Source organism: Curtobacterium sp. AC268, from assembly GCF_979258745.1.
Genome location: NZ_OZ409878.1, coordinates 3,495,902 through 3,520,215 on the forward strand (window position 1 = coordinate 3,495,902; position 24,314 = coordinate 3,520,215).

At 69.2% G+C, this 24,314-nt stretch carries 24 protein-coding genes; 10 read left to right on the forward strand and 14 right to left on the reverse strand.

Annotated features, from left to right (window positions below):
- Window positions 1-13: 13 nt before the first annotated feature.
- From ACZZ9K_RS16580 to ACZZ9K_RS16620, 9 genes are all read right to left on the reverse strand, one after another.
- Window positions 14-556: a VanZ family protein gene (locus ACZZ9K_RS16580; RefSeq protein WP_463444622.1), complete on the reverse strand. Its 543-nt coding sequence runs from the start codon at window positions 554-556 to the stop codon at window positions 14-16.
- A gap of 321 nt (window positions 557-877) precedes the next feature.
- The gene (locus tag ACZZ9K_RS16585) at window positions 878-1,540 is read right to left on the reverse strand and encodes an ABC transporter ATP-binding protein (RefSeq protein WP_463444623.1); all 663 of its coding nucleotides are present in this window, start codon (window positions 1,538-1,540) and stop codon (window positions 878-880) included.
- On the reverse strand, window positions 1,537-2,829 hold the full coding sequence (locus ACZZ9K_RS16590; protein WP_463444624.1) for a hypothetical protein: 1,293 nt from the start codon (window positions 2,827-2,829) through the stop codon (window positions 1,537-1,539). Before ACZZ9K_RS16590 ends, ACZZ9K_RS16585 begins: the two co-directional genes overlap by 4 nt.
- Window positions 2,817-3,728: a hypothetical protein gene (locus ACZZ9K_RS16595; protein ID WP_463444625.1), complete on the reverse strand. Its 912-nt coding sequence runs from the start codon at window positions 3,726-3,728 to the stop codon at window positions 2,817-2,819. Before ACZZ9K_RS16595 ends, ACZZ9K_RS16590 begins: the two co-directional genes overlap by 13 nt.
- A 278-nt stretch (window positions 3,729-4,006) precedes the next feature.
- Window positions 4,007-7,852 (reverse strand): TIM-barrel domain-containing protein, encoded by a 3,846-nt coding sequence (locus ACZZ9K_RS16600; protein ID WP_463444626.1) that lies wholly within the window; start codon window positions 7,850-7,852, stop codon window positions 4,007-4,009.
- Window positions 7,853-8,182: 330 nt separating this feature from the next.
- Entirely contained in the window at window positions 8,183-9,994 is a 1,812-nt protein-coding gene (locus tag ACZZ9K_RS16605; protein WP_463444627.1) for a histidine-type phosphatase, read from the reverse strand.
- Between the two features lie 127 nt (window positions 9,995-10,121).
- Window positions 10,122-10,307, reverse strand: coding sequence for a hypothetical protein (locus tag ACZZ9K_RS16610; RefSeq protein ID WP_214520786.1), 186 nt, complete (start codon window positions 10,305-10,307; stop codon window positions 10,122-10,124).
- Window positions 10,308-10,396: 89 nt separating this feature from the next.
- Window positions 10,397-11,380: a zinc-binding alcohol dehydrogenase family protein gene (locus ACZZ9K_RS16615; protein WP_463444628.1), complete on the reverse strand. Its 984-nt coding sequence runs from the start codon at window positions 11,378-11,380 to the stop codon at window positions 10,397-10,399.
- Window positions 11,377-11,871 (reverse strand): MarR family transcriptional regulator, encoded by a 495-nt coding sequence (locus ACZZ9K_RS16620; protein WP_042536897.1) that lies wholly within the window; start codon window positions 11,869-11,871, stop codon window positions 11,377-11,379. Before ACZZ9K_RS16620 ends, ACZZ9K_RS16615 begins: the two co-directional genes overlap by 4 nt.
- A 44-nt stretch (window positions 11,872-11,915) precedes the next feature.
- Here ACZZ9K_RS16620 and ACZZ9K_RS16625 point away from each other — a divergent pair, with 44 nt between their 5' ends.
- Window positions 11,916-12,338, forward strand: coding sequence for an ester cyclase (locus ACZZ9K_RS16625; RefSeq protein WP_056071192.1), 423 nt, complete (start codon window positions 11,916-11,918; stop codon window positions 12,336-12,338).
- Window positions 12,339-12,426: 88 nt separating this feature from the next.
- On the opposite strand, the gene ACZZ9K_RS16630 is transcribed toward ACZZ9K_RS16625, so the two are convergent.
- Window positions 12,427-12,990 (reverse strand): TetR/AcrR family transcriptional regulator, encoded by a 564-nt coding sequence (locus ACZZ9K_RS16630; RefSeq protein ID WP_052481587.1) that lies wholly within the window; start codon window positions 12,988-12,990, stop codon window positions 12,427-12,429.
- A 117-nt stretch (window positions 12,991-13,107) separates the two neighbouring features.
- Here ACZZ9K_RS16630 and ACZZ9K_RS16635 point away from each other — a divergent pair, with 117 nt between their 5' ends.
- Entirely contained in the window at window positions 13,108-13,773 is a 666-nt protein-coding gene (locus ACZZ9K_RS16635) for an SDR family NAD(P)-dependent oxidoreductase (RefSeq protein ID WP_017885863.1), read from the forward strand.
- Window positions 13,774-13,845: 72 nt separating this feature from the next.
- Here ACZZ9K_RS16635 and ACZZ9K_RS16640 read toward each other — a convergent pair whose 3' ends face one another.
- Entirely contained in the window at window positions 13,846-14,463 is a 618-nt protein-coding gene (locus tag ACZZ9K_RS16640) for a TetR/AcrR family transcriptional regulator (RefSeq protein WP_017885862.1), read from the reverse strand.
- 78 nt (window positions 14,464-14,541) lie between these two features.
- On the opposite strand from ACZZ9K_RS16640, the gene ACZZ9K_RS16645 reads away from it, so the two are divergent.
- Together ACZZ9K_RS16645 and ACZZ9K_RS16650 are read left to right on the forward strand one after the other, a co-directional pair.
- Window positions 14,542-15,732 (forward strand): ABC transporter permease, encoded by a 1,191-nt coding sequence (locus ACZZ9K_RS16645; RefSeq protein ID WP_463444768.1) that lies wholly within the window; start codon window positions 14,542-14,544, stop codon window positions 15,730-15,732.
- 99 nt (window positions 15,733-15,831) lie between these two features.
- Window positions 15,832-16,896 (forward strand): amidohydrolase family protein, encoded by a 1,065-nt coding sequence (locus tag ACZZ9K_RS16650; RefSeq protein ID WP_463444629.1) that lies wholly within the window; start codon window positions 15,832-15,834, stop codon window positions 16,894-16,896.
- 150 nt (window positions 16,897-17,046) lie between these two features.
- On the opposite strand, the gene ACZZ9K_RS16655 is transcribed toward ACZZ9K_RS16650, so the two are convergent.
- Window positions 17,047-18,294 carry an MFS transporter gene (locus tag ACZZ9K_RS16655; RefSeq protein ID WP_214520782.1) on the reverse strand — a complete coding sequence of 416 codons (1,248 nt, stop codon included), beginning with the start codon at window positions 18,292-18,294 and terminating at the stop codon, window positions 17,047-17,049.
- 57 nt (window positions 18,295-18,351) lie between these two features.
- Entirely contained in the window at window positions 18,352-18,945 is a 594-nt protein-coding gene (locus ACZZ9K_RS16660; RefSeq protein WP_463444630.1) for an MFS transporter, read from the reverse strand.
- 280 nt (window positions 18,946-19,225) lie between these two features.
- Here ACZZ9K_RS16660 and ACZZ9K_RS16665 point away from each other — a divergent pair, with 280 nt between their 5' ends.
- From ACZZ9K_RS16665 to eno, 6 genes are all read left to right on the forward strand, one after another.
- Entirely contained in the window at window positions 19,226-19,732 is a 507-nt protein-coding gene (locus ACZZ9K_RS16665; protein ID WP_060915497.1) for a universal stress protein, read from the forward strand.
- On the forward strand, window positions 19,729-20,472 hold the full coding sequence (locus tag ACZZ9K_RS16670; RefSeq protein ID WP_463444631.1) for a 2,3-bisphosphoglycerate-dependent phosphoglycerate mutase: 744 nt from the start codon (window positions 19,729-19,731) through the stop codon (window positions 20,470-20,472). The genes ACZZ9K_RS16665 and ACZZ9K_RS16670 overlap by 4 nt, the downstream gene beginning before the upstream one ends.
- 89 nt (window positions 20,473-20,561) lie before the next feature.
- On the forward strand, window positions 20,562-20,972 hold the full coding sequence (locus ACZZ9K_RS16675) for a CrcB family protein (protein ID WP_055962328.1): 411 nt from the start codon (window positions 20,562-20,564) through the stop codon (window positions 20,970-20,972).
- Window positions 20,969-21,340: a fluoride efflux transporter FluC gene (locus ACZZ9K_RS16680; RefSeq protein WP_055960823.1), complete on the forward strand. Its 372-nt coding sequence runs from the start codon at window positions 20,969-20,971 to the stop codon at window positions 21,338-21,340. The genes ACZZ9K_RS16675 and ACZZ9K_RS16680 overlap by 4 nt, the downstream gene beginning before the upstream one ends.
- A 26-nt stretch (window positions 21,341-21,366) precedes the next feature.
- Entirely contained in the window at window positions 21,367-21,852 is a 486-nt protein-coding gene (locus ACZZ9K_RS16685) for an inorganic diphosphatase (RefSeq protein WP_055960822.1), read from the forward strand.
- A 145-nt stretch (window positions 21,853-21,997) separates the two neighbouring features.
- Window positions 21,998-23,332 carry a phosphopyruvate hydratase gene (gene eno, locus ACZZ9K_RS16690; protein WP_083393829.1) on the forward strand — a complete coding sequence of 445 codons (1,335 nt, stop codon included), beginning with the start codon at window positions 21,998-22,000 and terminating at the stop codon, window positions 23,330-23,332.
- Here eno and ACZZ9K_RS16695 read toward each other — a convergent pair.
- A complete protein-coding gene (locus ACZZ9K_RS16695; protein WP_208385475.1) occupies window positions 23,317-24,249 on the reverse strand; it encodes a LysR family transcriptional regulator in 933 nt (310 codons plus the stop codon). The genes eno and ACZZ9K_RS16695 overlap by 16 nt on opposite strands.
- Between the last annotated feature and the right edge of the window lie 65 nt (window positions 24,250-24,314).

Consider the following 24,314-nt stretch of genomic DNA (forward strand, 5'->3'; position numbering starts at 1 on the left):
CGGCGGTCGAGCGTCAGCGGAACCGGTTCACGAGCGCGGCGACGATCGGGACACGTGTCAGCAACACGATGATCGCGTAGCCGATGACTCCACCGAGGGTGTTCCAGATGAAGTCGTTGACGTCAGCGACGTGACCACCGGAGAACAGCTTCTGCGCGGCGAGTTGCAGGAGCTCGATCGTCAGGCTGACGGCCGCGGAGGTGAGCAGCGCCTTCCACCACCGCGGACGCCGCATGAGGAGCTGCAGGAGGACGCCCAGTGGCACGAACACCGCCACGTTGGTGAGCGCGTCCGCGAGCTCGTAGTCGTGGAACGGGATCAGCGCCAGCGCCGGTGCCCACGGCTCGTCGCTCGAGGTCGGGTGAAGGAAGATCGGGAAGACCGTGTTCGCGAGGATCCCCGCGGCGCAGACGGCGATTGCGGCGGCGACGGCAACACGCGGCCACGTGAAGCGCCGTCCCCTGAGCAGGAGCGCCAGCTGGACGACGAACACGACGACACCGGAGGGAACGGCAACCGGCAGGACGGGGACTTCGCCGAACGGGTTGGAAGACATCCGGAGAAGCCTAGTGACGCTGAGCTGCTGCGGAGGACCAACGAGCGTCGACCGCCGCAGGTGCTCGCGTTCCGCGATCCGTCAGGACGCACGCGACCGCACCGCGGACGCGTGATCGGGGCTCTGCAGCGCAACCCCTGACGGACGGGAGGCCCGGTGCCAGCTGGCACCGTCCCTCCAGGCACGGCCGTCACCCCGCTGGCGCGGTGCGCCGGTACTGGCTGGTGGGGCCCACCTCCAGGCACGGCCGTCACCCCGTTGGCGCGGTGCGCCGGTACCGGCTGGTGGGGCCCACCTCCCTCCCTTTCGCTTCTGGTTCCGTCAAGTACTGCACTCGATGAGTTGTTCATGTTCCAGGTGGAGTCGACGCCCGCATCGCTGTGCGACGCGCTCACTGTGGGTGACGATCACGAACTTGGTTCCTGCTTGCTGCAGCCGGTCGAAGAGGGCGAGCACGTCGTCTTCGGTCGTCTCGTCCAGTGCGCCGGTGGGCTCATCGGCGAGGACGACGGCGGGGCGCTTCGCGATGGCTCGCGCGATCGCGACGCGCTGCGCTTCTCCTCCTGACAGTCGTCGTGGGCGCTTGCCAGCGAGGTGACTGATGCCGACCGCCTCGAGAGCCTCATGTGCTCGGTCAGCGGACTCTGTGCGAGCAGGAACGCCGAGCCGGACGTTGTCGAGCACGCTGCGGTCGCCGAGGAGGCTGTGGTCCTGGGTGACGATGCCGATGTGTCGCAGTCGGTGTGCCGCCATCCTCCGTGCCGTGCGCTCGAGCACGTGCCCGTCGTGCTCGTAGGTCCCGCCGAAGTCGGTGTCGAGGCCGGCGAGGATCCGGAGCAGCGTGCTCTTGCCGGATCCGCTCCGCCCGGTGATCGCGACCGAGTGATCGTCTTCGCGAAGGTCGAAGTCGAGCCGGTCGAACAGTGGTCGGGTCGATCCGTCGGGCTCGGTGATGGTCTTCGAGACGTCGCGCAGCACGATCATCGTGGGGTACCTCTTCGGGGTTGGGTGGTCAGTTCGATGCGGACGGCTCGTCGGCCGAGTGCGCCGTCTGCCACGCACCAGAGGAGCAGGGCGGTGCCGGCTCCGAGTCGAGCCATCGCACTGTCGTTGGGGAGCAGCGCGCTGGTCGCGAGGAACAGCCCGAGCGCGGCGGTGTACTCGGTCAGTCGGCTTGCGCGGAACAGTCGGTTCGTGGCATCCGGGCTCCTCCCGAGGAGATGGTGCACCCGCGCCACTGGCGCTCGACGGTGATGCAGGAGCCGGTGGAGGAACGCCGTGATGATGCCCACGCCCGCGGTGAGGACGACGAGCAGCGCGGTGACGAGCACCAGGTTGTCCTGGATGAGCTGGCGAACGAGGGAGAGCTGCACGAGGTAGGTCGGTACTCCGAGCAACGTGTACGACCGGAAGCCGGTGTCGTCCCCGATCGCGTCGAGACGCGCGACGACGCCTGCGAAATCGAGGCTGGGATCGACGGCGAGGTCGGCGTTGAGCACCTGGAACACCAGGCGCCCGAACAGCTCGGGATCCAACCGGTCGAGTGCTGCTCGGTCGAGTCCGGCGAGTGTCGGCGGGTAGGGCACGATGACGGTGTCATCGAGGTAGTGGGTGGCTTCACCGCGGAAGTACACGGCGCTGTTCGGTTCGAGGAAACCGACGACTTCGAGCTCCTGCTCCTGCAGGATGACCGCTCCGGTGAGTCGCTCTCCGAGCTCGTACACGCCGCGGTACTCGTTGCCGAGCAGCACCGGGATCCGGCCGGATCCCCAGTCGACAGCGTCCCAATCGATCGGCACGCCGTCCTGCACGGAGAGCCCCGCGAACTCGTACGCGTTCTCGTTGAGCTGGATGGACTTGATGTCCTGAACGCTGCGGCCGGACTCGTCCTGGTACTTCCCCTTGAGTGTGTACTCGGTGCCGTAACCGACGTCGAAGCGGTCGTCGCCGCGGAAGTCCTGGACGGTGGCGGGCTGGTCGTACGAGGAGATGAAGTTGAATCCGGGCTCGTCATCGACGCGGTCGACGAACGAGGCGACGTCGTCGAGCGCGTGCTGGTCTCGCCGGATCGCTTCGAAAGCATCGGGGTCGAGATCGTCGACCACCGTGTAGAGGTCGACATCGGCATCAGCGGACAGGCCCTGGGCCACGGCCTGCGAGGTGGACTGGGTGAACGACGCCACGTTGTACCAACAGAGTGCGAGCAGCACGAGCAGGACGATCTTGGCGACGATGATCGCCCAGTTGGACCGGAGGTCGTTCAGCAGTTCCATCGTCGGGTTCCCTGCCAGAGCGAAGTGACGGACACGGCGAGCACGACGATTCCGACCGCGACGACTGCGGCGGTGACGTCGAGGTCGAGGTCGAGGATGGTGCTCTGCCTGACGACCGCCGCGCCCGCGAGGGCGGTCGTACAGGCGGCGGTGCTGATCACGCCGACTCGGATGGCAGCGCTGCGAAAGGTGGTCAGCGGTCGGATCCCCGTGGTGAAGCGGACGGCGGCAGCGCGGAGTTCCCATCGTCCAGCTTGCAGCCCGGCGACCACGGCGATGAGCACGACGACGAGGGAACCGAGCGCGACCAGGATGGGCGACACGGCGTCGACGTTCGTCCTGCGGTTCGTGCCGTCGTCGATGACCTCGACGCTCCTGCCGGGGAACTGTGCGCTGTAGTGGCGGGCGCTGCTCGGGCCGTCCAGGAGCAGTCGCTCTGGTGACGCCGAGAACCGCGACGGATCAGCGAGGACCACATCGTCGGACAGCAGGCTGTCGGCCCGAACGCCGAGTCGCCCCACCACCTCGTACGTCATGCCATCGACGGTGATGTCCTCGCCGCGGACGTCGACGGCAGCGCCGACGAGGGCCTCGCCGGGACGTCCGGTCAGGGCGTGCCCGTCGTGCAGCGGAACGTCTGTCCACTGTCCGGACAGGACCACGACGGCGCGGACGTCACCGTCCAGACCCACGAACACCTTCGTCCCCGGTTCGAACGCGCTCCGAGCACGCATGAGTTCGTCGATCGTCGCGGTCACCCACGCGCTCTGGCCGGAGCGAAGATCGTTGCCCTCCGCCGCGACGACACGTCGGCGAGCGTCGAACACCCCGATCAAGACCGTCAACAGCATGGCCAGCAGCAGCAGGCCCGCGATCGCCGTGATCTGTTGTTTCGTCACGTCCTCTCCTCACGCCTCGGACGGTGCGCGTCACCAGCCGTTAACATGTCAGACGTCGGAGGTTTTGCCTAGGAGCGTGTCGTAGTCGCGCCCGTCCTGCGGACGCGTGATCGGGACCCGCAGAGCGACCACGGATGGACTGGAGGCCCGGTGCCAGCTGGCACCGGGCCTCCAGGCTCGGCCGTCACCCCGCTGGCGCGGTGCGCCGGTACCGGCTGGTGGGGCCCACCTCCCGTCCGTCCGTCATCCGCTCGTGACGGGTGACCGCTCAGGCGGGCTCAGACACGCGCCCGGCGTCGCCGGCTCCGCAGCGTCCACACGAGTCCACCGGCCGCGAGCAGTGCCGCCGCCAACAGCCCGAGGGGGAGCAGGTTCGCGCCCGTCCAGGCCAGTGCGTCGCCCGGGTCGCTGCCCGCATCCGCGCCGCCGTTGCCCGGCGCTGCCGCGCCCGGTGCACCGGATCCGCTGTCACCCGGCGTCGGAGCGCCGCTGCCCGGCGTGCCCGCACCCGGCGAGGTGGTCGGCGTCGGAGCAGCCGCAGCCACCACGGTGAAGGCGGTCCGAGCCAGCGCCACAGCGTCGACCGATGCGGTGACGGCCACCCGACCGGACGCTGTGCTCGGCACCCGCAGGTCGGCCGAGAACGCACCACTCGCGTCGGTGTGCGCGGTGGCACCACCGATGCGTGGCGCGGTTGCCAGAGCCACGTCGGTGTCCGCCGGGAACCCGGCGCCGGTCACGGTCTGCGTGTCGCCCGCGTCCACCCGAGGCGACTCGACCCGCAGGACCGGGGTCGCCGCGGCCTTGCTGGTGAAGGCGACGACCGTTCGCTCCGTCACGGACCGTTCGTCGACCGGCACGCTGATGGTGCGGCTGTCGGCGTCGTAGGTCCAGGCGGTGTCCGCGATCACCCGGCCGTCGATGGTGACGGTGCGGGGGCGGTCCGCGTTCGTGAACGTCGCCGTCCACGAGCGGTCCTGCACCTGGCCGGCGAAGGAGCCGTCGGCGGGGGCGATGGCGAGCGAGCCGCCGGTCGCCTGCTGCGTGTAGCGGACGGCGGTGGAGGCGCTGCCCGCCGCGGCCTTCGCGGACGCTGTGGCCGTGGTCATCGCGCTCGACTTCGCGGTGCCGTCAGCGGCGCTGTCCTCGCCGGCGTCTTCGTGCAGGTCGAACGAGCCGTTCGCGCCGGTCGCCACCGTCAGGGTGACGGCGTCGAGCGGGGCGGCGTCGTTCTGCACCTGCTCCGAGCGGGTGGGGACGATACCGCCGCTCTTCACGAACACCGGCATGCTATTCAGGTCGGTCGTCACGTCGGCGGTGGTGCCTCCGGCGTGCGTCTCACCGGTGAACCAGTCGGTCCACGAGCTGCCGGCCGGGAACCAGACGGAGCGGGTCGCCTTGCCGGAGTCGTCGTTCGCGGTGGTGACCGGGGCGACGAGCACGTCCGGGCCGTACAGGTACTCGGAGCCGGCCTGGGCGTAGGACTCCTGCGCCTCGGGGTACTGCAGGTAGAGCGGCTGCAGGATCGGGGTGCCCGTCTCGGTGGCCTGGGCGGCGAGCGTGTAGGTCAGGGGGACCAGGGCCTCGCGGAGGTTCAGGAACCGCTTCGCCGACGCCTCGGCAGCGGCCGGGTACTGCCACGGCAGACGGTCGCTGTGGTTGCTGTGCAGGCGGTCGATCGGCTGGAAGGTGCCGAGCTGCACCCAGCGGGCGTAGAGGTCCTCGGGCAGCTGGGTCGTGCCCTCCTCGGCGCCCTCGATGCCGTACTGCGCACCGTTGTGGCCACCGATGTCGTGGCTGACCGAGGCCAGGCCGGTCGCGGCGGACTCACCGGGGGTGTAGCCGACCTCGGCGAGGAGCATGTCCCACGACGACGTGGTGTCGCCGGTGAAGTGCACGGTCGTGCGCTTGTCCGCCCACGGGCCGGTCGGGACCGCCTGCGGGTTGCCGTAGCCACCGGCCGTCAGCGAGCCGTACGCCCGCGAGAACGCGAGCCCCCGGCCGCCGAGCGCCTGGTTCGTGTACTCCGCGTACTGCTGGTTGATGAACACGTCGGGGGTGACGCCGTTCGCGGAGTACTTCGAGTTCTCGCTGCAGCACCAGTCGAGCCACCACATGTCGACGCCCTTCGGCTGCAGCGAGGTGTGCAGGTCGAAGTAGGCCTTGAGCTGGTCGGGGTCGGACCAGTCGAACAGGTACCGGTCGCCGTCGCCCTTCGTGAGCTTGCCCTTCGCGGTGGCCTGGGCCTTCGCGAACTGCGGGTCCTGGCTCGAGATCGACGGGTGGATGTTGAGGGTGTTGTGGATGCCCTCGGCGTGCCAGTCGGCCAGCAGGCCGGTCATGTCCGAGATCCGGGACGGGTCGACCGACCAGCCGTTCCACTTGCTGTCACCCTGGTTGGTGGGGCTGCCGATCTTGTAGTCGGTGTCGATCGCCATGACGTCGACGGGGACGTCCTCGTCGTCGAACTGCTTCGCGATCGCCAGGTAGTCGGCCTGCGAGCGGTCGTAGTACTCGGAGTACCAGACGCCGTACGCCCAGCGGGGGAGCAGCTTCGTCGGACCGGTCAGGACGGCGAGTTCCTGCAGGGCGTGACGGTAGTCGCTGCCGTACCCGAAGACGTAGCCGTCCTGGTAGCGCTCGCCGCCGTGGTCGGCGGCGGGGGTGACGGTGTCGGTCGCCTGGTCGTACAGTGCCGAGGCGCTGTCGTCGAGAAGTGACCAGCCGTCCTGGTAGAGCAGACCCGGGTTCGTCTTCACCGATCCGTCGGCGGTGTCGAGGTCGCGTCGGTACCCGCCGAGCGGTGCATGTGCGGCGAGGACCGGCGACGCGGTGTCGACCACGGCGACGGTGTCGAAGTTCACGTTGCAGTTGTTCGCCACGGTCGGGCACCCGATCACGACGTCGTTCGTACCGGCGGCCAGGTGCACCGGGACGGTGGCGGTGTTCCAGTAGTCCCAGCCGCTCGTCTTCGGGAGCGGTGCAGTGGTCGACTGCTGACCGGTCGGGGCCGCGGTGAGCGTCGGCGCCCCGGCGGAGCCGTTGGCGTAGCGGACCTGCAGGGCGTAGTCGCCCGCGGCCGGCACCCCGGTGACGTGGGTCGTCAGGTGCGCCCCGGCACGCTCGAACCCGGCGACGAAGCCGTCCCCGGCGAAGCCGTTGTGGTTCGTGGCGGTCGTCGCCGGAGCGGTGCGTGCCGAGTCCTCGGCCTGGCACACGGTGCCGAACGCGCAGTCCTCGCCGGTGACCGTGGTCGACGGTGCCGGGTAGGCGGCGCCGGTGCCGACCAGGGCCAGGCTGTCGACGTTCACCCGGCCGGAGTCGTCCGCGGTGCGTTCGATGCGCACGCGGTGCTCTCCCGCCGTCAGGTCGAGCGTCGTGGCAGCGGTGGTCTTCCAGTCGTCCCAGTTCGCGCCGGGTGCGAGCCGGATCGTCTTCGCGGCACCGCCGTCGACCCTCACGCTGAGGGTGCGGGTGGCGACCTGGCCGTCGCCGCCCTGCGAGTTCGCGTAGCGCAGGGCGAGGTCGTACGAGCCGGCACGTGCCGCCGTGGTCGTGAAGGTCATCGCGTTGCCGACGGACTCGAAGCCCGCGGCGAACCCGGCCCCGGTGAAGCCCGCGTGGTCCGTCGCGAGGGACAGGCCGGTGAGCCCGAGCGTCTCGGCCTCGCAGAGCGACCCGATCGTGCACGAGGGGGTCGGCGTCGACACCCACGGCGTGCCGGTGACCCGCTGCCCGGACGCCGTGGTCACGGTGGTCTGCAGGGTGTCCTGCGTGAAGGCCCCCGAGCCCTCCTTGTACCGGACCGTCATCGCGCCCGTGTCGAGGGTCAGCCAGCCGTCCCGCTCGGTCTTCGTGAACGTCGTGGGTGCGAATTCGTCGCGGCCGATGACGTTGAAGGTGCTGCCGTCGGCGAACTGCGAGTCACCCGCGTACTCGGTGCGGATCAGGGTGGGGGAGAGCACCTCGAACCGGGCCTGGCCCGAGACGACGGTGCGGTCGGCTGCGGGGTCCGCGGCGGCCGGGATCGCGGCGATCCCGAGCATGCCGAGGGCGGTCGCAGCGACGATGCCCGACGACAGCGCACGACGCAGCCCTCGGGATCGGAAGGAGATGGGGCGCAAGTGGGTGCTCCTCGTGGACGTCGTCGTCCATCGGGCCGTGCAACGGCCGTGACCAGCGGGCCGTCCCTGCGGCGGCCCGTTTACAACGCTGTAAACCATACGACCAGGACGGCTTCGGAGGAAGGGGCAGCCGGGGGTCGGCTCGTTTCGCGGCTTGCGCCGCCTTGGTGAGCGGCGTGGTCGCGTCGTCCGCGGCCGTGGACTCGAGACGCTGACGGACTGGAGGCGCGGTGCCAGGTGGCGCCGTGCCTCCAGTCCGTCCGTCACCCCGCTGGCGCGGCGCGCCGGTACCGGCTGGTCATCTCGAGAAGCCGCGGATCCGCGTCGGTGTCACTCGGTGGGTCGCAGGCGACGCCGGCGACGCAGCACCAGCGTCCCGGCGCCGGCCAGGAGGAGCAGCGTCGCGAGCAACGCCGGTCCGACAGGCGACTCCGCTCCGGTCGCGGCCAGCGTTCCCGTCGCCGTCGCCGGGGCCGTCGGTGTGCCGGCACCCTGGGTCGCCGGTGTCACGGTCGGGGTCGGCGCGGGCTCCGCAGTGGGCGTCGCGGTTGGTCCTGGCGTGGCTGCAGCGATCAGGGGGCTCTCGGTCATCGCGGTGCCGGTCAGGCAGTGCTTGAGCTCGGTCTCCTTCACCCAGTTCGACCCTGCGGCGACCGCACGGCATCCGGAGGCGAACGCGATCTCCCGCTCGTTGTAGAGCATGCGCACGAGCGGCGTGTAGGCCGCTCCGGTGGCGGGGTCGATGCCCGCTCGTGACACGACGTCCCACTGCACGTTCGCCGCCATCGGCGTCACCTGGGAGCCTCGCCACGGGTTGGTGGCGTACCCGTAGACGTCGGCGTCGGATGCCGGAGCAGCGTTGTCGGGCGCGGCGACGGTGGAACCCGGCAGACGCAGCAGCGCAGCGAACGGGATGATCGTCTCGGCGTGCGCGAAGCGGAAGGTCGCGACCACGTCGCCGCCGGCGATGCGGGCGTCGATCGTGGCGAAGAAGTCGTCGAGCAGGGGCTCGGCGATCGAGTAGGTCTCGTCGTGCCCGGCGAGGCTCGGGCCCTTCTCGTAGAAGTCCTCGGCGTCGAGCAGGTACGCGAACCACTCGGCATCGGCCGGCCGGCCAGCGAAGTACTGGGCGAAGTCGAACACGTGCGGAGCGACGTTCTCCTGTTGCATGTCGGCCGCGATGATGTACAGGTTGTAGAGCGACATCGCCGCATCGACGGTGCTCTTGATCGACTTCTTCGGATCGCCGCAGGCATCGGGATCGGCCTTCGTGTCGGCGCCGGGCGCGCACGCCACCGCGCCGCCCTTGGAACCATCGGCGGTGTTGTACCAGGTGTGCGCCTTGTCCGTGCCGATCGCGGCGATGAACCCGGGCGTGAAGATGCCGGAGAGCAGGTCCTGCGCCGCTTCGACCGATCGCGGCTTCGCCTCGATGTACTGCAAGGCCGCCGCGATCGTGCCGCCGTCACCGGTCTGTGCGGCGACGTAGTCCTCGTACGCCTGGGCGCGCTCGCGCTCGGGCGACCCCTCGGCCTTGTCGGTGCCGTCCGGGTTCTCGACGTCGTGGAAGTAGAGCAGATCAGGTCGCGGTTCGAGCTCGACGCCCGCGGCCCCGAAGCCCCGCAAGAAGTTCTCGCCCGACTCCGCGGCGCGAGACTCACCCGAGGTCTCGGCGACCACTCGCCCGCGCGTCTTCGCCGCAGCTGCGAACAGCTGCTTGTTGCGCTGCGCGGCTCGCGCTCCGATGCCCTGGTGCTGGGCGGCGCCCTGACCGGTGAGCATGCCGTAGCCGTTCGCGACGTTCGCCGCGGTGATGGCATCGAGGTTCGCGGAGAACTCCTTCCCGATCTCCGGCGTCAGGAACCCGTTCTCGGCCTGCGCGGTCGCGGCGAGACGGTGCAGCAGCGCGTCGTACTTGTACGCGGAGAGCCCCCGGGATCCGTGTCGGGCGACCGACTCCGTGGCGACGGGTGCGTAGCCCGTCGGTGCCGGCGAGTAGGCGTCGATGTCCGACTGGGTGGGGGCGATGTAGGGCTGCTTGCTGCTGTAGAAGCTGGCCTCGTCGGCGTGTGCCGGTGCTCCGAGCATCAGCGAGGCGAGGGCAGCGACGGCGATGCAGGACAGTGCGGTGCGGGTGTTCATGGGTCCTCCGGAATCGGGACCCTCGGGCGGCGGTCCGACAAGCAGAGGTAGCGGCAGCGGGTGAACAGCCCTTGACCTGGGGGTGACCGGACGGTGCTGCCGGACACGGCAGCGCCGTGGGACCTGCCTAGCTGGGCCCGGATCGTCGGGTCAGCTTCGAGCTGACGACGCCGTAGAGCAGCCAGGCGACGACAACGACGAGTGCGACCGTGCCGTACATCGCCGGCAGGGCGCCCTGCACCAAGAACGGCACGAGCAAGAGACTGACCAGGCCGAGGATGGCCAAGGTGATCTTGTAGCTGCGAGGAGACATCCGACCTTCCTGACTTGCACTGGCTGGCGCCCTTGTCGAGGACGAACGGGTTCCACCCCGAGAGCGGGGTTCCGGAGAACCCGTACCCATCATCGGATGGTGACGACGAGCTTGCCTGACCGGGTCCCGTCCTCCATATCGCGGTGGGCTTGAACGATCTCCTCGAGCGCGTACACCTTCGCGATCGGGACCTGCACGGTGCCGGCTGCGACGGTGTCGAGGAACGCCTGCAGTACCGATGCCGGCAGGTCGCTCGCTTCGCCGGAGTACGCGGTGAGGCGCACCCCGTTGGGGATCACCGCCATCGGGTAGAAGTCGGGGATGGTCCAGACGTCGGAGAGCATCCCGCTGAACGACACGGTGCCGTGGACGGCTGTCGCCCGGAGTGTGTCGGGCAGCGTGTCGGTGCCGATCAGCTCGACCGCTCCGTTGACGCCGTGCGGCACGATTCGACGGACCGTGTCGGCGATCCTGCCCGTGTCCACCACGACGTGGTCCGCACCAGTGGTGTGCAGTCGCTCGGTGCGGTCAGGGTTGCGAGTGGTGGCGAGGACGGTCATGCCCTGCTGCTTCGCCAGCACGATGCACGCCAGGCCGATCGACGACGTGCCACCGCGGATCAGGATCGTGTCGCCCCGGCGGGCACCGACGCCCACTGTGAGCGACCCGTGCGCGGTCTGCAGCACCTCGGGGACGGCGCCGAGCACGGACCAGTCGAGGCTGCTCCGGAACGGCACGACGCTGCTGGCCGGAACGACGGTGTACTCGGCGTAGCCCCCGTCGAAGTCGCGACCCATCCCGCCCATCAGTCCGGCTACTTGGGTACCGGCGGGGAACTCTCCACCTGGGGCTGCCTCCACGGTCCCGACGGCTTCGATCCCGGGCACCCGTGGGAAGGTCCCGGAATGGCCCATGCCGCGGCGGAAGTGCAGCTCGGACCGGTTGAGCCCGAACGCTTCCACACGGATCAGCACCTGGCCCGGGCCTGGGATCGGGACCGGCAGCTCACGGAGGTGCAACACGTCGGGGCCACCGGGTGCGTCGATCACGACGGCCCGCATGGTCGCCGTCATCGCCTTGCCTCCAACGTCGACTGCAGGCGCTCGAGTGCCGCGATGCCGTCTGCGATCGCCGCGGCATCGGCATCCGAGAGCACGGCGTCCAGCGCTTGGTCGAACCGCTCGTCCGCGAGGGCGAAGGCGTCTCTCCCCTGGGGCGAGAGCACGCTCCGGACACTGCGCCGATCGTCCGGGTCCGTGGAACGTTCGAGGAAACCATCGGCGGCGAGCCGGTCGAGCAAGCGACTGGCTGCAGCGATCGACGTCCCGACGCCGGTCGCGACGTCCTGCACCCGGGCGCCCGATGGGGCTGCCTGGACGATCCGCAACACCTCCAGTCGGGCCAGGCTCAGCACGCCCTCGCCCCGCATCCGCTTCTCGACCGCGTTCCACACGTCGGTCTCGTGCCGCACCAGCGCGGCGAAGTACTCCCGCAGACGCGCCGCTCGCCCAGCCCGGTCATCCGGGGCGTCGATTCCAGGGAGGGGTGCGAGGTCCGTGCTCATGCTTCGACTCTACGGCATCTACTTGCTATGTAAAGTAGTTGCCCATGACCACAGACACACGCCTCTCCTTCCTGCGATTCGTCGACTTCATCAACAGCGCCGACCCGTCCATCGGTGAGACGGTCATCGCACCCGAAGCGGCGTTCTTGACGCCGTTCTCGCCCGAGCCGCTGCGCGGGCTGCCGGGGTACATGCAGATCCTGACGATCATGCGGGGCGCGTTCTCCGACATCCAGTGGAGCACCGACCGGATCGTCGTCGAGGGCGACGAAGTCGCAGCACGTTTCGAACTGCGCGGCACGCACGACGGCGAGTTCCTCGGTGTCCCCGCTACGGGGAGGACGGTGGTCGCGAACGCGAGCAACTTCTACCGTTTCGACGAGGGACTGATCGTCGACGAGGTCGGCCAGCCGGACGTGCTCAGCATCCTCGGGCAGATCGGGGCGCTCCCGTCGGCAATCAGGTGAACGGTCAGGGTGCGATCGGCTTCGCGCGACACGGGGCGGCTGCCCGGTGGGTCAGTGGTACTCCGTGACGATCGCCGTGGCATGACCCTCAGGCAAGCCAGGCTGCGGACACGCTCCGGTCCACGACGTGACGCCATCCTTCCGGGGCTGCAGGGTCGTGGCTGGCCATCCCGGCCAGCCACAGGACGGCCATCAGGTCGTCGGCGGTGAAGTCCTCGGCGAGCACTCCGGCGCTGTGTGCGTTGGCGACGAGTTCGGCGCCGAGCGCCATGGATCGTTCGCAAGCGTTGATGAGGAGCACGGCGTCCGGGTAGCGCCGCAGCATTGCGTCGTTCATGGCCGGGTCGCTTCGTTGGAGGTCGATCATCTCGGCGATGAAGGTCTCCAACTGGGAACGGGGACTGTCCTGCGACAGTGTCCGGTCTCGCAGGGTCTTGAGTTTTGCCCCTGCGATGTCGGGCACGACGGCGTCGATGAGTTCTTCGCGCGATCCGACGCGGTTGTAGAGCGTGCCGATGCTCACGCCGGCTTCCCGGGCGATGTCCTCCAGGGGAGCGGACAACCCTCGCTGCGAGAACACGGCGATGGCGGCGGCGCGCAGCTTCTGGAGGTTCGCCTGCGCGTCTCGACGCAGACGGGGTGGGGTGCTCACAGCGACTCCGGAGGATCTTGAGGGCGGTCTCAACATATGCTGCAGTGGATTTGAGGACGTTCTCAACTTACCGCACCAGCTTGCAGGGCCCGGCGGTGGGCCACGAAAGGACACATCATGCCCCTCATCACCATCATCGGCGCGGGACCCGGACTGGGTCTCGAGATCGCTCGCGCCTTCGGGAAGAAGGGCTTCGACGTCGCGCTCGTTGCCCGCAGCCAGGCGAAGGTGGATGCCCTGGCGAGTGCGCTCGTCGCGGAGGGCATCCAGGCTCGCGGGTTCACCGCCGACGTCAGCGAGCCCGACACGATCCGAGGCGCACTCCGGTCGATCCGGGAGTCGCTCGGTCCGATCGACGTCCTCGAGTACTCGCCGGCGGATCGGGCACTGGAGTCGGTCGATGCCGTGGACGTGACGATGGACAACCTGCAGCCACAGATCGACTTCTACCTCGGTGGCGCCATCGCGGCCGTCGGTGCGGTGCTGCCCGACATGATCGCCGCGGGCACAGGCACGGTCCTCGTGACGACCGGTGGTGGTGCGCTCGCCCGGACTCCGGTCCGCGGGAACGTCAACATCGCAGCCGCAGGGCTCCGGAACTGGATCCTCAACCTCGGTGCCGCCGTCGCGGAGAAGGGTGTCTACGTCGGTTTCGTCGCGATCACCGCCCTGATCGGAGGTGGGCGACCGGATGCGGAGCCCGCGGTCATCGCGCAGTCGTACGTGAAGCTCCATGACGAGCGGCGGGACGCCGAACTGCACTACGTCGCCTACGACGGCTGACGACACACCCGTCCGGGCCGGCCGGCCTGGACGGGTGGCTGCCGCGAACTCTGCATGGTGGCGCTCTGCACGTCAGTCGGTGCGGGCACCGGCTGCCGCGGCTGCGAACGTGCGGAGCGTGGCGACCTGCTGCGCGGTGCTCGGCGGTGCGTCGGCCATCTGCCACGTCGACACCAGCGCGATCATGCCGCCGATCGTGAAGGTGCGGGCGTCCCCGCTGAGTGCGACTACCGGTCGGGGGCCATCGCAATCGGACTCCGTCAGCCACGTCGTCATCGCCGAAGCCAGCACCTCGGTGACCCGCTCGCCGCGCGGGATGGCACGGAGCTTGTCGAAGAACTCCCGATCCGATCGTCCTGCGGTGAGCAGCGGTTCGATCCCGCGTTCGCGAACGGCGTCGGTGAGGGCCTGCGCGAGGTTCGCCGCGCCCTCGTCGAGGGGAAGATGGTCTTCGAGGAGTCGACTGATCCAGACATCTGTCGCGAGGTCACCGACGTTGCTGTAGTGGTTGTGGAGCGCCTGCCTGCTCAAGCCAGCTCGCTGCGCCACTGCACTCATCGAGATCGTCTCGCCCTTCGGCGCCTCGGACACGAGTGCGGTCAACGCCCGGATCAGGGCGGCGCGGGTGCGGGTGATGCGCGGGTCCACCCGCTGGCTCGCGAGTGCCGCCGTGGGCGTTCCCTCCGTCATGCGTCCATCTTGCCAGCCTGAGCGCTCTGATGTACGTTCGTCATCTACTGGACAACTGTAAAGGACACCATGACGCACGTGACCGAACCCGCACCGGACCGGCGAGACGGCCCGCAGCACCCGGCCTTCGAAGCGGCGGTCGCGGGCGGAACGCTGAACTCCGAAGGGCCGGGATCGGCTCATCGCTACCGGAACGTGATCCTCGGCGGGATCGCGATCCTGCTCCTCGCGATGGCGATGCTGACGAGCTACTCGAGCGCGTTCGGCGACCCGACGCCGAACAACGTGCACCTCGCGGTCACCGGCGACGCTGACGCGATCGTCGCGCTCGAGCAGCAAGGATCGCTGGACCTCACCGTCGTGGCCTCTGAGCAGCAGGCGCGGACCGCGGTGCTCGACCGCGACGTCGACGGCGCTGTCGTGTTGCCTGCACCGGGGAAGGGCGCCGGCGTCACCACCTACATCGCCAGCGGCGGCGGCCGTGGCCTCGGACAGGCGATCTCCGGTATCGGTGACTCGATCGCAGCGAAACTGCGGACCACCAACACGGCCGCAGACCTCGCACCCCTGCCGAAGCAGGACCCGGTCGGATCGATCGAGTTCTACGCGATCCTCTTCGCCGGCCTGGGGGCCGCCCTCGGTGCGACGGTGTTCGGACGCATCCTCGGCACTGTCGACACGGCGGCGAAGTTCATCGAGCGCAGCATCGTCCTCGTGCTCTACACCGGTCTCCTCGCCGGACTGATCACCCTGTGGATCGACTCCGCACTCGGAGCGGTGACCGTCGGCCCCTGGGCCGTGTTCGGGACCCTCTGGCTGACCGGACTCGCCATCGGGGGAGCGGTCACGGGCGTCGCAGCACTCGGCGGAACCATCGCGGCTCTGGTGATGACGCTCGCCCTGGTGATCCTCGGGAACACGTCGTCCGGTGGCCCGCTCGGGATCCACGTCCTCAACGACTTCTTCCAGACGCTCTACTACGTCTTCCCACAGGGCGACGCGCTCGACCTGCTGCGGTCCGTCCAGTACTTCGACGGCGCCGCGGTCGCCGCCCCGATCATCCGGCTGAGCATCTGGGCCGTGGCAGGCATCCTGCTCACGCTGACGGCGATGCTCATCCGGAACCGACGCGAAGCCGCGGCTCGACCGAAGGGCGGCCTCCGCTCCGAGCGCGATCCCCGCCAGACGGCCGGACCCTCGGGCTCCCACCTCGAGGCCGCTGCAGACACGCCCAACGCGGCCTTGCTGCCGTTGACCCCAACGCCCTGAATGCAACAGGGGTCCTCGACGGGCGGGGATCCCTCGAGGCACCCACTCCTGCACACGACAACCAGCCCTCATTGCTGAGGACGATCGGAGGACTGCACCATGCCAGGAAAGATCGATGTCCACCAGCACCTGCTCCCGCCCCGCTACTTCGAGGCGCTGGCAGCGGCAGGATCGAAAGCGATGGGGGCTGGCGCCCCGGGGGATGCGCCGGCTGCGACCGGAGGGTCCGCGCAGTGGGACCCGTGGGGTGGAAGCGGCGGGACCGCACCGCGACGAGGGCCTCGGGCCATCGGTGGCTGGCTGATGCCGGAGTGGAGCCCCCGAGCGGCGATCGAGATGATGGACAAGGCGGGGATCGAGACCGGAATGCTCTCGATCAGCGCACCCGGCGTGCACTTCGGTGACGACGCCGCGGCGCGGGAACTCGCCCGCGAACTGAACGACTACCAGGCCGAGCTGGTCCGTGAGGCGCCGGACCGGTTCGGGCACTTCGCGGTGCTGCCGCTGCCGGACTTCGATGGTGCCGTCGCCGAGGCTGTGCGAGCACTCGACGAACTCCACGCCGACGGGGTGCTCCTGCTGTCGAACGCGCACGGACGGTACCTCGGCGACCCCGCGTACGAGCCGCTCTGGGCAGAACTCGCCGCGCGCTCGGCCGTGGTCTTCGTGCACCCCACCGCACCACCGATCACCCAGCTGCCAGGGATGCCGACTGCATTGCTGGACTTCCCGTTCGACACCACCCGCACCGCCGTGGACCTCGTCGCGCACGGCGTGTTCGACCGGTACCCGAACCTCCGCGTCATCCTCTCCCACGCCGGCGGGTTCCTGCCGTACGCAGCCAGTCGATTCAGCGCCGCCGCGATGTTCAACCCCGACACCACGCCGGAGAGCATCCAGGCGGGCCTCCGGAAGTTCTACTTCGACACCGCACTGTCCGCGTCTCCCGCCTCGCTGCCGTCACTGCTGGCGTTCGCGGAACCCGGCCATGTCCTCTACGGCAGCGACTTCCCCTACGCGCACCCCGATTGGAGCGCCCGCTTCGACCACGACCTGGACACCTACGACGGCCCCGGCGCAGAACGACTGGGCGAGGTGCACCGAACAGCCGCCGAGCAGCTCTTCCCCCGCTTGAGCGCCGAGCGCGTTCCGGGGAGCGAGTGAGTGTCGAAGCGGTCCGTGAGCCGCCAGGGTGCACCAGCCTGACCGTTCAGCCGAGTGTCCGCGGGGTCTCACCCGCGGAGCCGATCCGCAGCGTCCGACGCTGCACCGACCATGCGGCGGATGAACGCGGTGTGGTGCTCGAGCTCCCCGTTACCGAACTGCGATCGTCCTGAGTGGTGAGCACATCGCCACGACGACGGCGCCGGCGAACACGAGCGTCACCGCGAGCAGCGCGACGCCATCTCCAGCGACGGTCATGAGCGCGCCGCCGCCCACTGCTCCTGCAGCCGCGACGGTCCTGTTCGCGCTGCGCATCGTGCCGTTCATCCGACCGAGCAGCGCGTCGGGTGTGACGGTCTGGCGGAGACTCATCTCGTTCGCGTTCTCGCAGCCCGCTGCAGCGCCGTGCACGGCGAAGGCGACGAACAACACCGCGACAGTCGCCGGTGTTCCTGCGGTGCCGGTGCCGACCGTCGTGAGCGTGACGGCGGCCCAGGCGATCGGGTACGCGGCTCGAGCGGCGATGATCGTCCGGCCGGCACCGAAGCGGGTACCGAGGCGCGGCGCAGCGGTGGCGCCGAGGAGCATCGCGACACCGCTGACGGCGAGGATGCCCCCGTACACGGCCGCTGGGAGCGCGAAGGTGCGGAGCGCGAGTGTCGCGAACACCGTCAGTCCGGCGGCGTTGGCGAGGAACCAGAGATGTGTCGACAGCGCCAGCGGTGCGAGCGTCGCATGACCGTACGTCCACCGCAGACCGTCGGCGATGTCGCTCCGCAACCGCGCACCCGCCGTGCGCGCTGGCGTCTGCTCGATGACGCGGACGCGCGCGATGAGGACGGCGTCGATGAAGTAGCTCACCGCGTCGAGGGCGATCGCGACCGGCGCGGTCACGATGCTGACCAGGACACCTCCGAGAGCCGGGCCCACCGTCTGCGCTGCCGCATCACTCTGGTCGACCCGCGCATTCGCCGCCAGGAGGAGCGGGCGAGGGACGATTCGAGGGAGGAGGGACTGCGTCGCGGCGAATCCGATGACGGACAGGATGCCGAACACGAACAACGCCGCCGCCGTCACCCAGAGGTTCAAGAGCCCGGTGAACCAGAGCACCGGGATCGCGCCCAGGCACACGCCACGACCGACACTCGCCCAGATCAGGAGTGGCTTGCGCCGGAATCGATCGACGTACGCGCCGACGATCAGCCCGAACAACGCGTACGGGAGGAACTGGGCAGCGTTCACCAGCCCCACCTCGAACGGGCTGGCGTGCAGCACGGTCACCACGAGAACCGGTACGGCGACCGCGCTGACTGCTGATCCGAACGATGAGACGGTCGCAGCGGACCAGTACGGGCGGAACCCGAGCACTCCACGCAGCGTGGTCGCGTCCTCGCCCATGCGCCAACGCTGGCAGACCGCGACGCTGCGAGCAAGACAGTTCGCCCAAGACACTGTTCAAGCGTCGATGTCGGTCGGCTCGGCGACTTGTACGCGTCCCGGCAAACCCCGGACCGCTCTGTGCCAAGCCCAGGCGGCGGCGAGGAACACACCCGTGGCGATGAGCCAGAGCAGCCAGGGCGTGCGCGAGTCCAAGAGTCCGAGAGTGAGCGGGAACAGTGCCATGCCGATCGAGCTCGCGGTCTGGAACACCCCGATCGCTCGGCCGCGGATTCGAGGGTGTGGAGCTTCGGCCATGACCGCGTTGGCGGCCGGGAGGTAGATCATGTCCGCAGCTGCCAGCAGGATCGCGACCACGATGACGAAGGACCACGCCGCCAGCCCGTGCAGCGGAGGAAGAACGATGAGCGGTGCTGCGGTCGCGGCAGTCAAGACTGCACAGAGCGCGATGAGCGTTCCACGCTGCTGACCAGCAACCCAGCGGGTCACGGAGGTCTGGAGCAACGCGCACAGGCCCGTAGCGACAGCGAACTGGACGGGCGCGACCGCTGGGGACATGCCCCACTGCTCGACGAACAGAACGCTGAACGCGACGTTCGGCAACACCATTGCGGGACCGATGAGGAACTGTCCGAGCGTGATGAGTCGCATCGACCGGTCGGCGATGAAGGAACGAAGTGACCCGGTCGTGTCCGCCTCTTCCGCATCTGCGAGGGTGTGGGCAGCTTCGCTCCGTGTCGTCGGAATCGCTTCCTTCGGTGTCGGGACGTCGCGGGTGCGCGAGACGGCCCGCGTGACTTGGGGTTCGGGTGCATAATGGTGGTGTCTTCGGACCCGGTAGTGGGGCTTGCCGGACCCAACCTCGACAGTTGTCGACAACAGTCCCTATCTCAGCTGGTCGCGCTTCTGCGCGCCTGAGGTAGGGAGTGTCATGACAGCACCAATCGGTTCCGGACCGGTCGTCGTCGGCGTCCTGCCCGGCCTCGCTCCGGGGGTCATCGAGGTTGCGTCGTCTATCGCGCGGCGCTTCGGTACGACGCTGGTGTGCGTCAGCGTGGATGCATCGCTCTTCGATGCCGGTACGCGCTCGGACGGGTCGGTGATGGTGGAACCGATCGACCCTGACACCGCTGACACGACACCGCAGGGCTTGTCGGACAGTGACAAGGCGGCAGTACGTGCTGCCGCAACGACCTACGGCGTCGACGTCACGTTCGTCCCGGGTGTCGGGGATCCGAGCCGGGCACTGTCGCAGGTGGCCGAAGACCGCGACGCGGCGATGCTGGTCGTCGGGGCCAGGACGGGAGCGGGTCGAATCGCGGAGTTCTTCACGGGGTCGGTCGCGGTACGGCTGACCCATCAGCAGCACCGTTCAGTGCTCGTAGTGCCCGTTGATCCGGTCGGGTTCGATGCCCCACTGCCGTGGGACACCCCGTGACCGGCCAGCTTGTTCTGCTCCGCCACGGACAGAGCACTGCGAACGCTGCCGGTACCTTCACCGGCTTGCGAGACGTCGCGCTGACCGAACAGGGCAGCGCCGAAGCGAATCGGGCTGGGTTGCTACTTCTGCATGCCGGCATCCGACCGGACCTCGTGCTCACGTCGACGCTCGAGCGGGCGCTCCACACGGCGGAGCTCGTCACCGACGTCCTCGGACGTGATGCGCCGATCGAGTCGACGTGGCGGTTGAACGAGCGGAACTACTGCGCCCTCACCGGCATGTCCAAGCAGAATGCGCAAGCGGCGTTGGGGGCGGAGCAGTTCTTCGCTGTTCGTCGGACCCGCACGGGACGGCCACCACGCATGTCGATCCGCGCGTGGCTGGCGCTCCGGCGGACGCCGGCGCTTCGTGGACTGCCGTGGGCGGCACTTCGTCGAACCGAAACACTCTCCGACGTCATCCGCCGGGTCCAACCCGTCCTGTCGCACAGCATCACCCCGGCACTCCGCGACGGGCAGACAGTGCTCGTCGTCGCGCACGGCAACTCACTGCGGGCACTGTGTGCCTGCATGGACGGCCTAACTGACGGTGAGCTCGCGGACCTGAACCTCCCCACGGGCGAACCCCTGATCTACCGGTTCGACGGCGACGGTGGGTTCTGTCCGCGGGGTGGGGAGTACCTGCATCCGGCAGCACGAGCAGCAGCGGCAGCGGTCGCTGCGGAAGGTGGAACATGACCTCCCGAACGGACACGCAGCTGCCCGATGGGCAGCTCCCGCCCGACCCAGACATCGACGCCAACGACCCGGAACGTATCGACCGGCCAGTGCATCTGCGGTGGCGGTACCTCGGTGTCGTCGCACTCGGCGGCGCCATCGGTACCGCCGCACGCGACGGACTCAGCACCGCGTTCCCCGCTCAGCAGGAGGTGTCCTGGGCGATCTTCTGGATCAACATCGCCGGCGCGCTCCTACTGGGTGTGCTGCTGGAACACCTCGCGCATCGCGGACCTGACGAGGGTCGCCGCCGGACACTGCGCCTGCTTCTGGGAACCGGTGTCCTCGGCGGGTTCACCACCTACAGCACCCTCGCGACCAGCACCGCGGTGTTGTTCCTCGCTGGCCGCGGGTTGGCCGGCACCGGGTACGCGCTCCTGACGGTCCTCGCCGGCGCGATCGCCACCGGTAGCGGCCTCGCGATCGCGGGTTTGGTCCGACCGAACGGGGCCACATCATGAGCGCCCTGGCCTTCCTCAGCGTCGCGGTCGCTGGCGGTGTCGGCGCGGCCGCACGGTTCTTCGTGGATGGTGCGATCAACCGGGGTCGGCAGTTCCGGCTCCCGGTCGGGACGCTGACGATCAACATCACCGGCTCGTTCCTGCTGGGCTTGATCACCGGCGCCGCCGGTCACCTCGGCGCCACCCCCGTCGCGGTGCTCGGAACAGGGCTCATGGGTGGCTACACCACGTTCAGCACCGCCAGCTTCGAGACCGTCCGCCTCGCACGCACTGGCCGCACCACCGCGGCTGCCGTGAACGGGCTCGGGATGCTCGTCGTCTCCGTCGCCGCAGCCGCCGGGGGCGTCACCCTCGGCACCCTCACTTGACCATCCGACTGGGAGACGAACAGCTCATGCACTTCGACATCACGATCGAGATCCCCCGCGGCAGCGGCAACAAGTACGAGGTCGACCACGCCACCGGACGGATCCGCCTGGACCGGGCGGTGTTCACCAGCATGGTGTTCCCGCAGGACTACGGCTCGATCGACGACACTCTCGGCGATGACGGCGACCCCCTCGACGCGCTCGTGCTGCTGCCCCGGCCCACGTTCCCCGGCGTCGTCATCGACGTCCGCCCGGTCGGGATGCTCCGCATGGTCGACGAGAACGGCGGCGATGACAAGATCCTCACCGTCCCCGCCGGAGACGTCCGCTTCGACCACGTCCAGGACATCTCCGACGTCGCCGAGCCGGTCCTGGCGGAGATCGAGCACTTCTTCGCCCACTACAAGGAGATCGAGCACGGCAAGCACGTCACCACCAACGGGTGGGCGAACCGTGTCGACGCCGAAGCCATCATCCGCGCCGCACAGGAACGGTTCACCCCGCACCCCTGACCGGCACCCGCGCACCCGACACCATCCAGTGCGCGCCCTGAACCGCCGTGGGGAGGCAACTGGCGCCCAGTGATCGCCAGGAGGTCGTCCCTCCGCCTCCCCGCGGCCCACACCCGCACGACCAACCCGAAAGGCGACAACCGCCGTGAACGACTACATCAGCAACGTCCACCACACCACCCACCATCAGGGCGAGTACGTGACCCACACCAGCCGCCCCGTCACCATCAGCAGCCTGCACGGCTCCCGGATCCTCGACTCCCGCGGCTACCCGACGATCCAGGTGCGTCTCGAGCTCGAGGACGGCACCGTCGTCACCGGTGACGCCCCCGCAGGCGCATCCACTGGCGCGCATGAGGCTGTCGAGCTTCGCGACGGCGGCAGCAGCTACGGCGGCCGCGACGTGAGCCAGGCACTGCACCTCATCACGACGGACGTCGCACCGATGATCACCGGCCAGTCGTGGACCTCGATCGGGCAGGCCGACGCCGCCCTCGCTGCCCTCGACGGCACCCCGAACCACCGCCGGCTCGGCGCGAACAGTGTCGTCGCGACCTCGATCGCGATGGCACGCGCTCTCGCCGCCGCAGCGGAGCTGCCGCTCTGGCGTTGGATCGCAGACGTCACCGGCAGCACGCCCCGCCTGCCCGTCCCGCACTTCAACGTGCTCAACGGCGGAGCGCACGCAGCGAACGCGCTCGACTTCCAGGAGTTCATGATCGCCCCGGTGAACGCCGAGACCATGACCGACGCGGTTCGGATCGGATCGGACGTCTACCACGCGCTGGCGGCACTGGTCCGGGAACGGTTCGGCAGTCTCGGTCTCGGGGACGAAGGCGGCTTCGCCCCGTCGATCGCCGCGCCCGAGGAGGCCCTCGACCTCCTCGTCGCCGCGATCAGTGCCGCCGGTTACGAGCCCGGCGTGGACACCGTCGCGATCGCACTCGACCCGGCGGCGAACGAGTTCGCGCTCGGTGACGGTAGCTACCGGGTCGTGGACCGCCGGCTCGACCGCGCAGGCATGGTCGACTACTACCGCGACCTCATCAGCCGGTATCCGATCCGGAGCATCGAAGACGGCTTCTCCGAAGATGACCACGGCGGCTGGAAGGCGATGTCGTTCGCGCTCGGCGACATGCTCCAGATCGTCGGCGATGATCTCTACGTCACCGATCCGCAGCGCATCCGCGACGGTGGGAAGGACGGGCTCTCGAACGCGGCGCTCATCAAGCCGAACCAGATCGGCACCGTCTCCCAGACCCTCGACGCGATCGGCGTCGCACGCTCGCTCGGGATGCGGAGCATGGTGTCGCACCGGTCCGGCGAGACCACCGACACGTTCATCGCGGACCTCGTCGTCGGCACCGGAACCGGACAGATCAAGTCCGGCGCACCCGCCCGCGGAGAACGCGTCGCCAAGTACAACCGGCTCACCGAGATCGCGGAGAACAATCCGGAGCTGCCCTACGGGCTGCGCTGACCCCGACCGGTCACCTCGTGGGCGACGCGCAGGAAAGCAGAACCAGCTGGCTGAGGCTCTCCCGACCAGATCGCCCGCAACGGCCGGGCAAGTGGCGGCCCAGCGAGCGGGACCCGCACCAGCGACCCGTCGTTGATGTCGGCGGCGACCGTGCGAAGGCTCATCACCGCCGGTGCAATTCCAGCCTGCGCGTTCGCCCGGATGATGCTCGTGGTCTCCAGCACCGCGGCCGGAACCGACATGCTCAAACCGGCCTCCCTGAGCCATGCGGCGAGGGTCGCGCGAGTTCCGGAACCTTCTTCCCGCAGGAGCAGAGCCGTCGCCGCCAGGACCTCCGCAGTGATCCCGGTCGACCGAGCCCAGGGATGTTCCGGCGCAACGACGACCGCGAGCTCATCGTCCGCGATCACCTGCGCGGACACACCTGCCGCCGTCACCGGGGTCTCCGTGAACCCGAGGTTCGCGCCACCCGACTGCACGAGGTCCGTCACCGCGGCGGAGTTGCCCGCGATCAGGCGCACCCGCACGTCGGGTTCGCGGCGGCGGAATTCGAGCAGCCAGCCCGGCAGCAGCAGCTCCGCGATCGTCTGTGACGCTGCGACGACGAGCGAACCCGTGGGAGTCCGCAGCGCAGCCACTCCTGCTTCGAGGTGGCGAGACGCGTCGAGGACCGGTCCGGCCAGCCCGACGACGAGCCTGCCGGTCTCGGTCAGCACCGACCCCGTGGTCGAGCGGTGCACCAACAAGTGACCGACCATGCGCTCGGCGACCCGGATCCGAGCAGACACTGCCTGTTGCGTGACGCCGAGCGCTCCAGCGGCAGCGGAGAGGGAGCCGGTCTCGGCGACGCGTGCGAGCACGTCGAGTGTGTCGAGGTCGAGGGTTCGGTCCGTGAGTCGCCGTAGTGCCACAATCATTGATTGTGCCCTGCCAAGAGGTTCCGGGTACCGCCAGAGGCAGGATTCGCGCAGGCTTGGCCCAT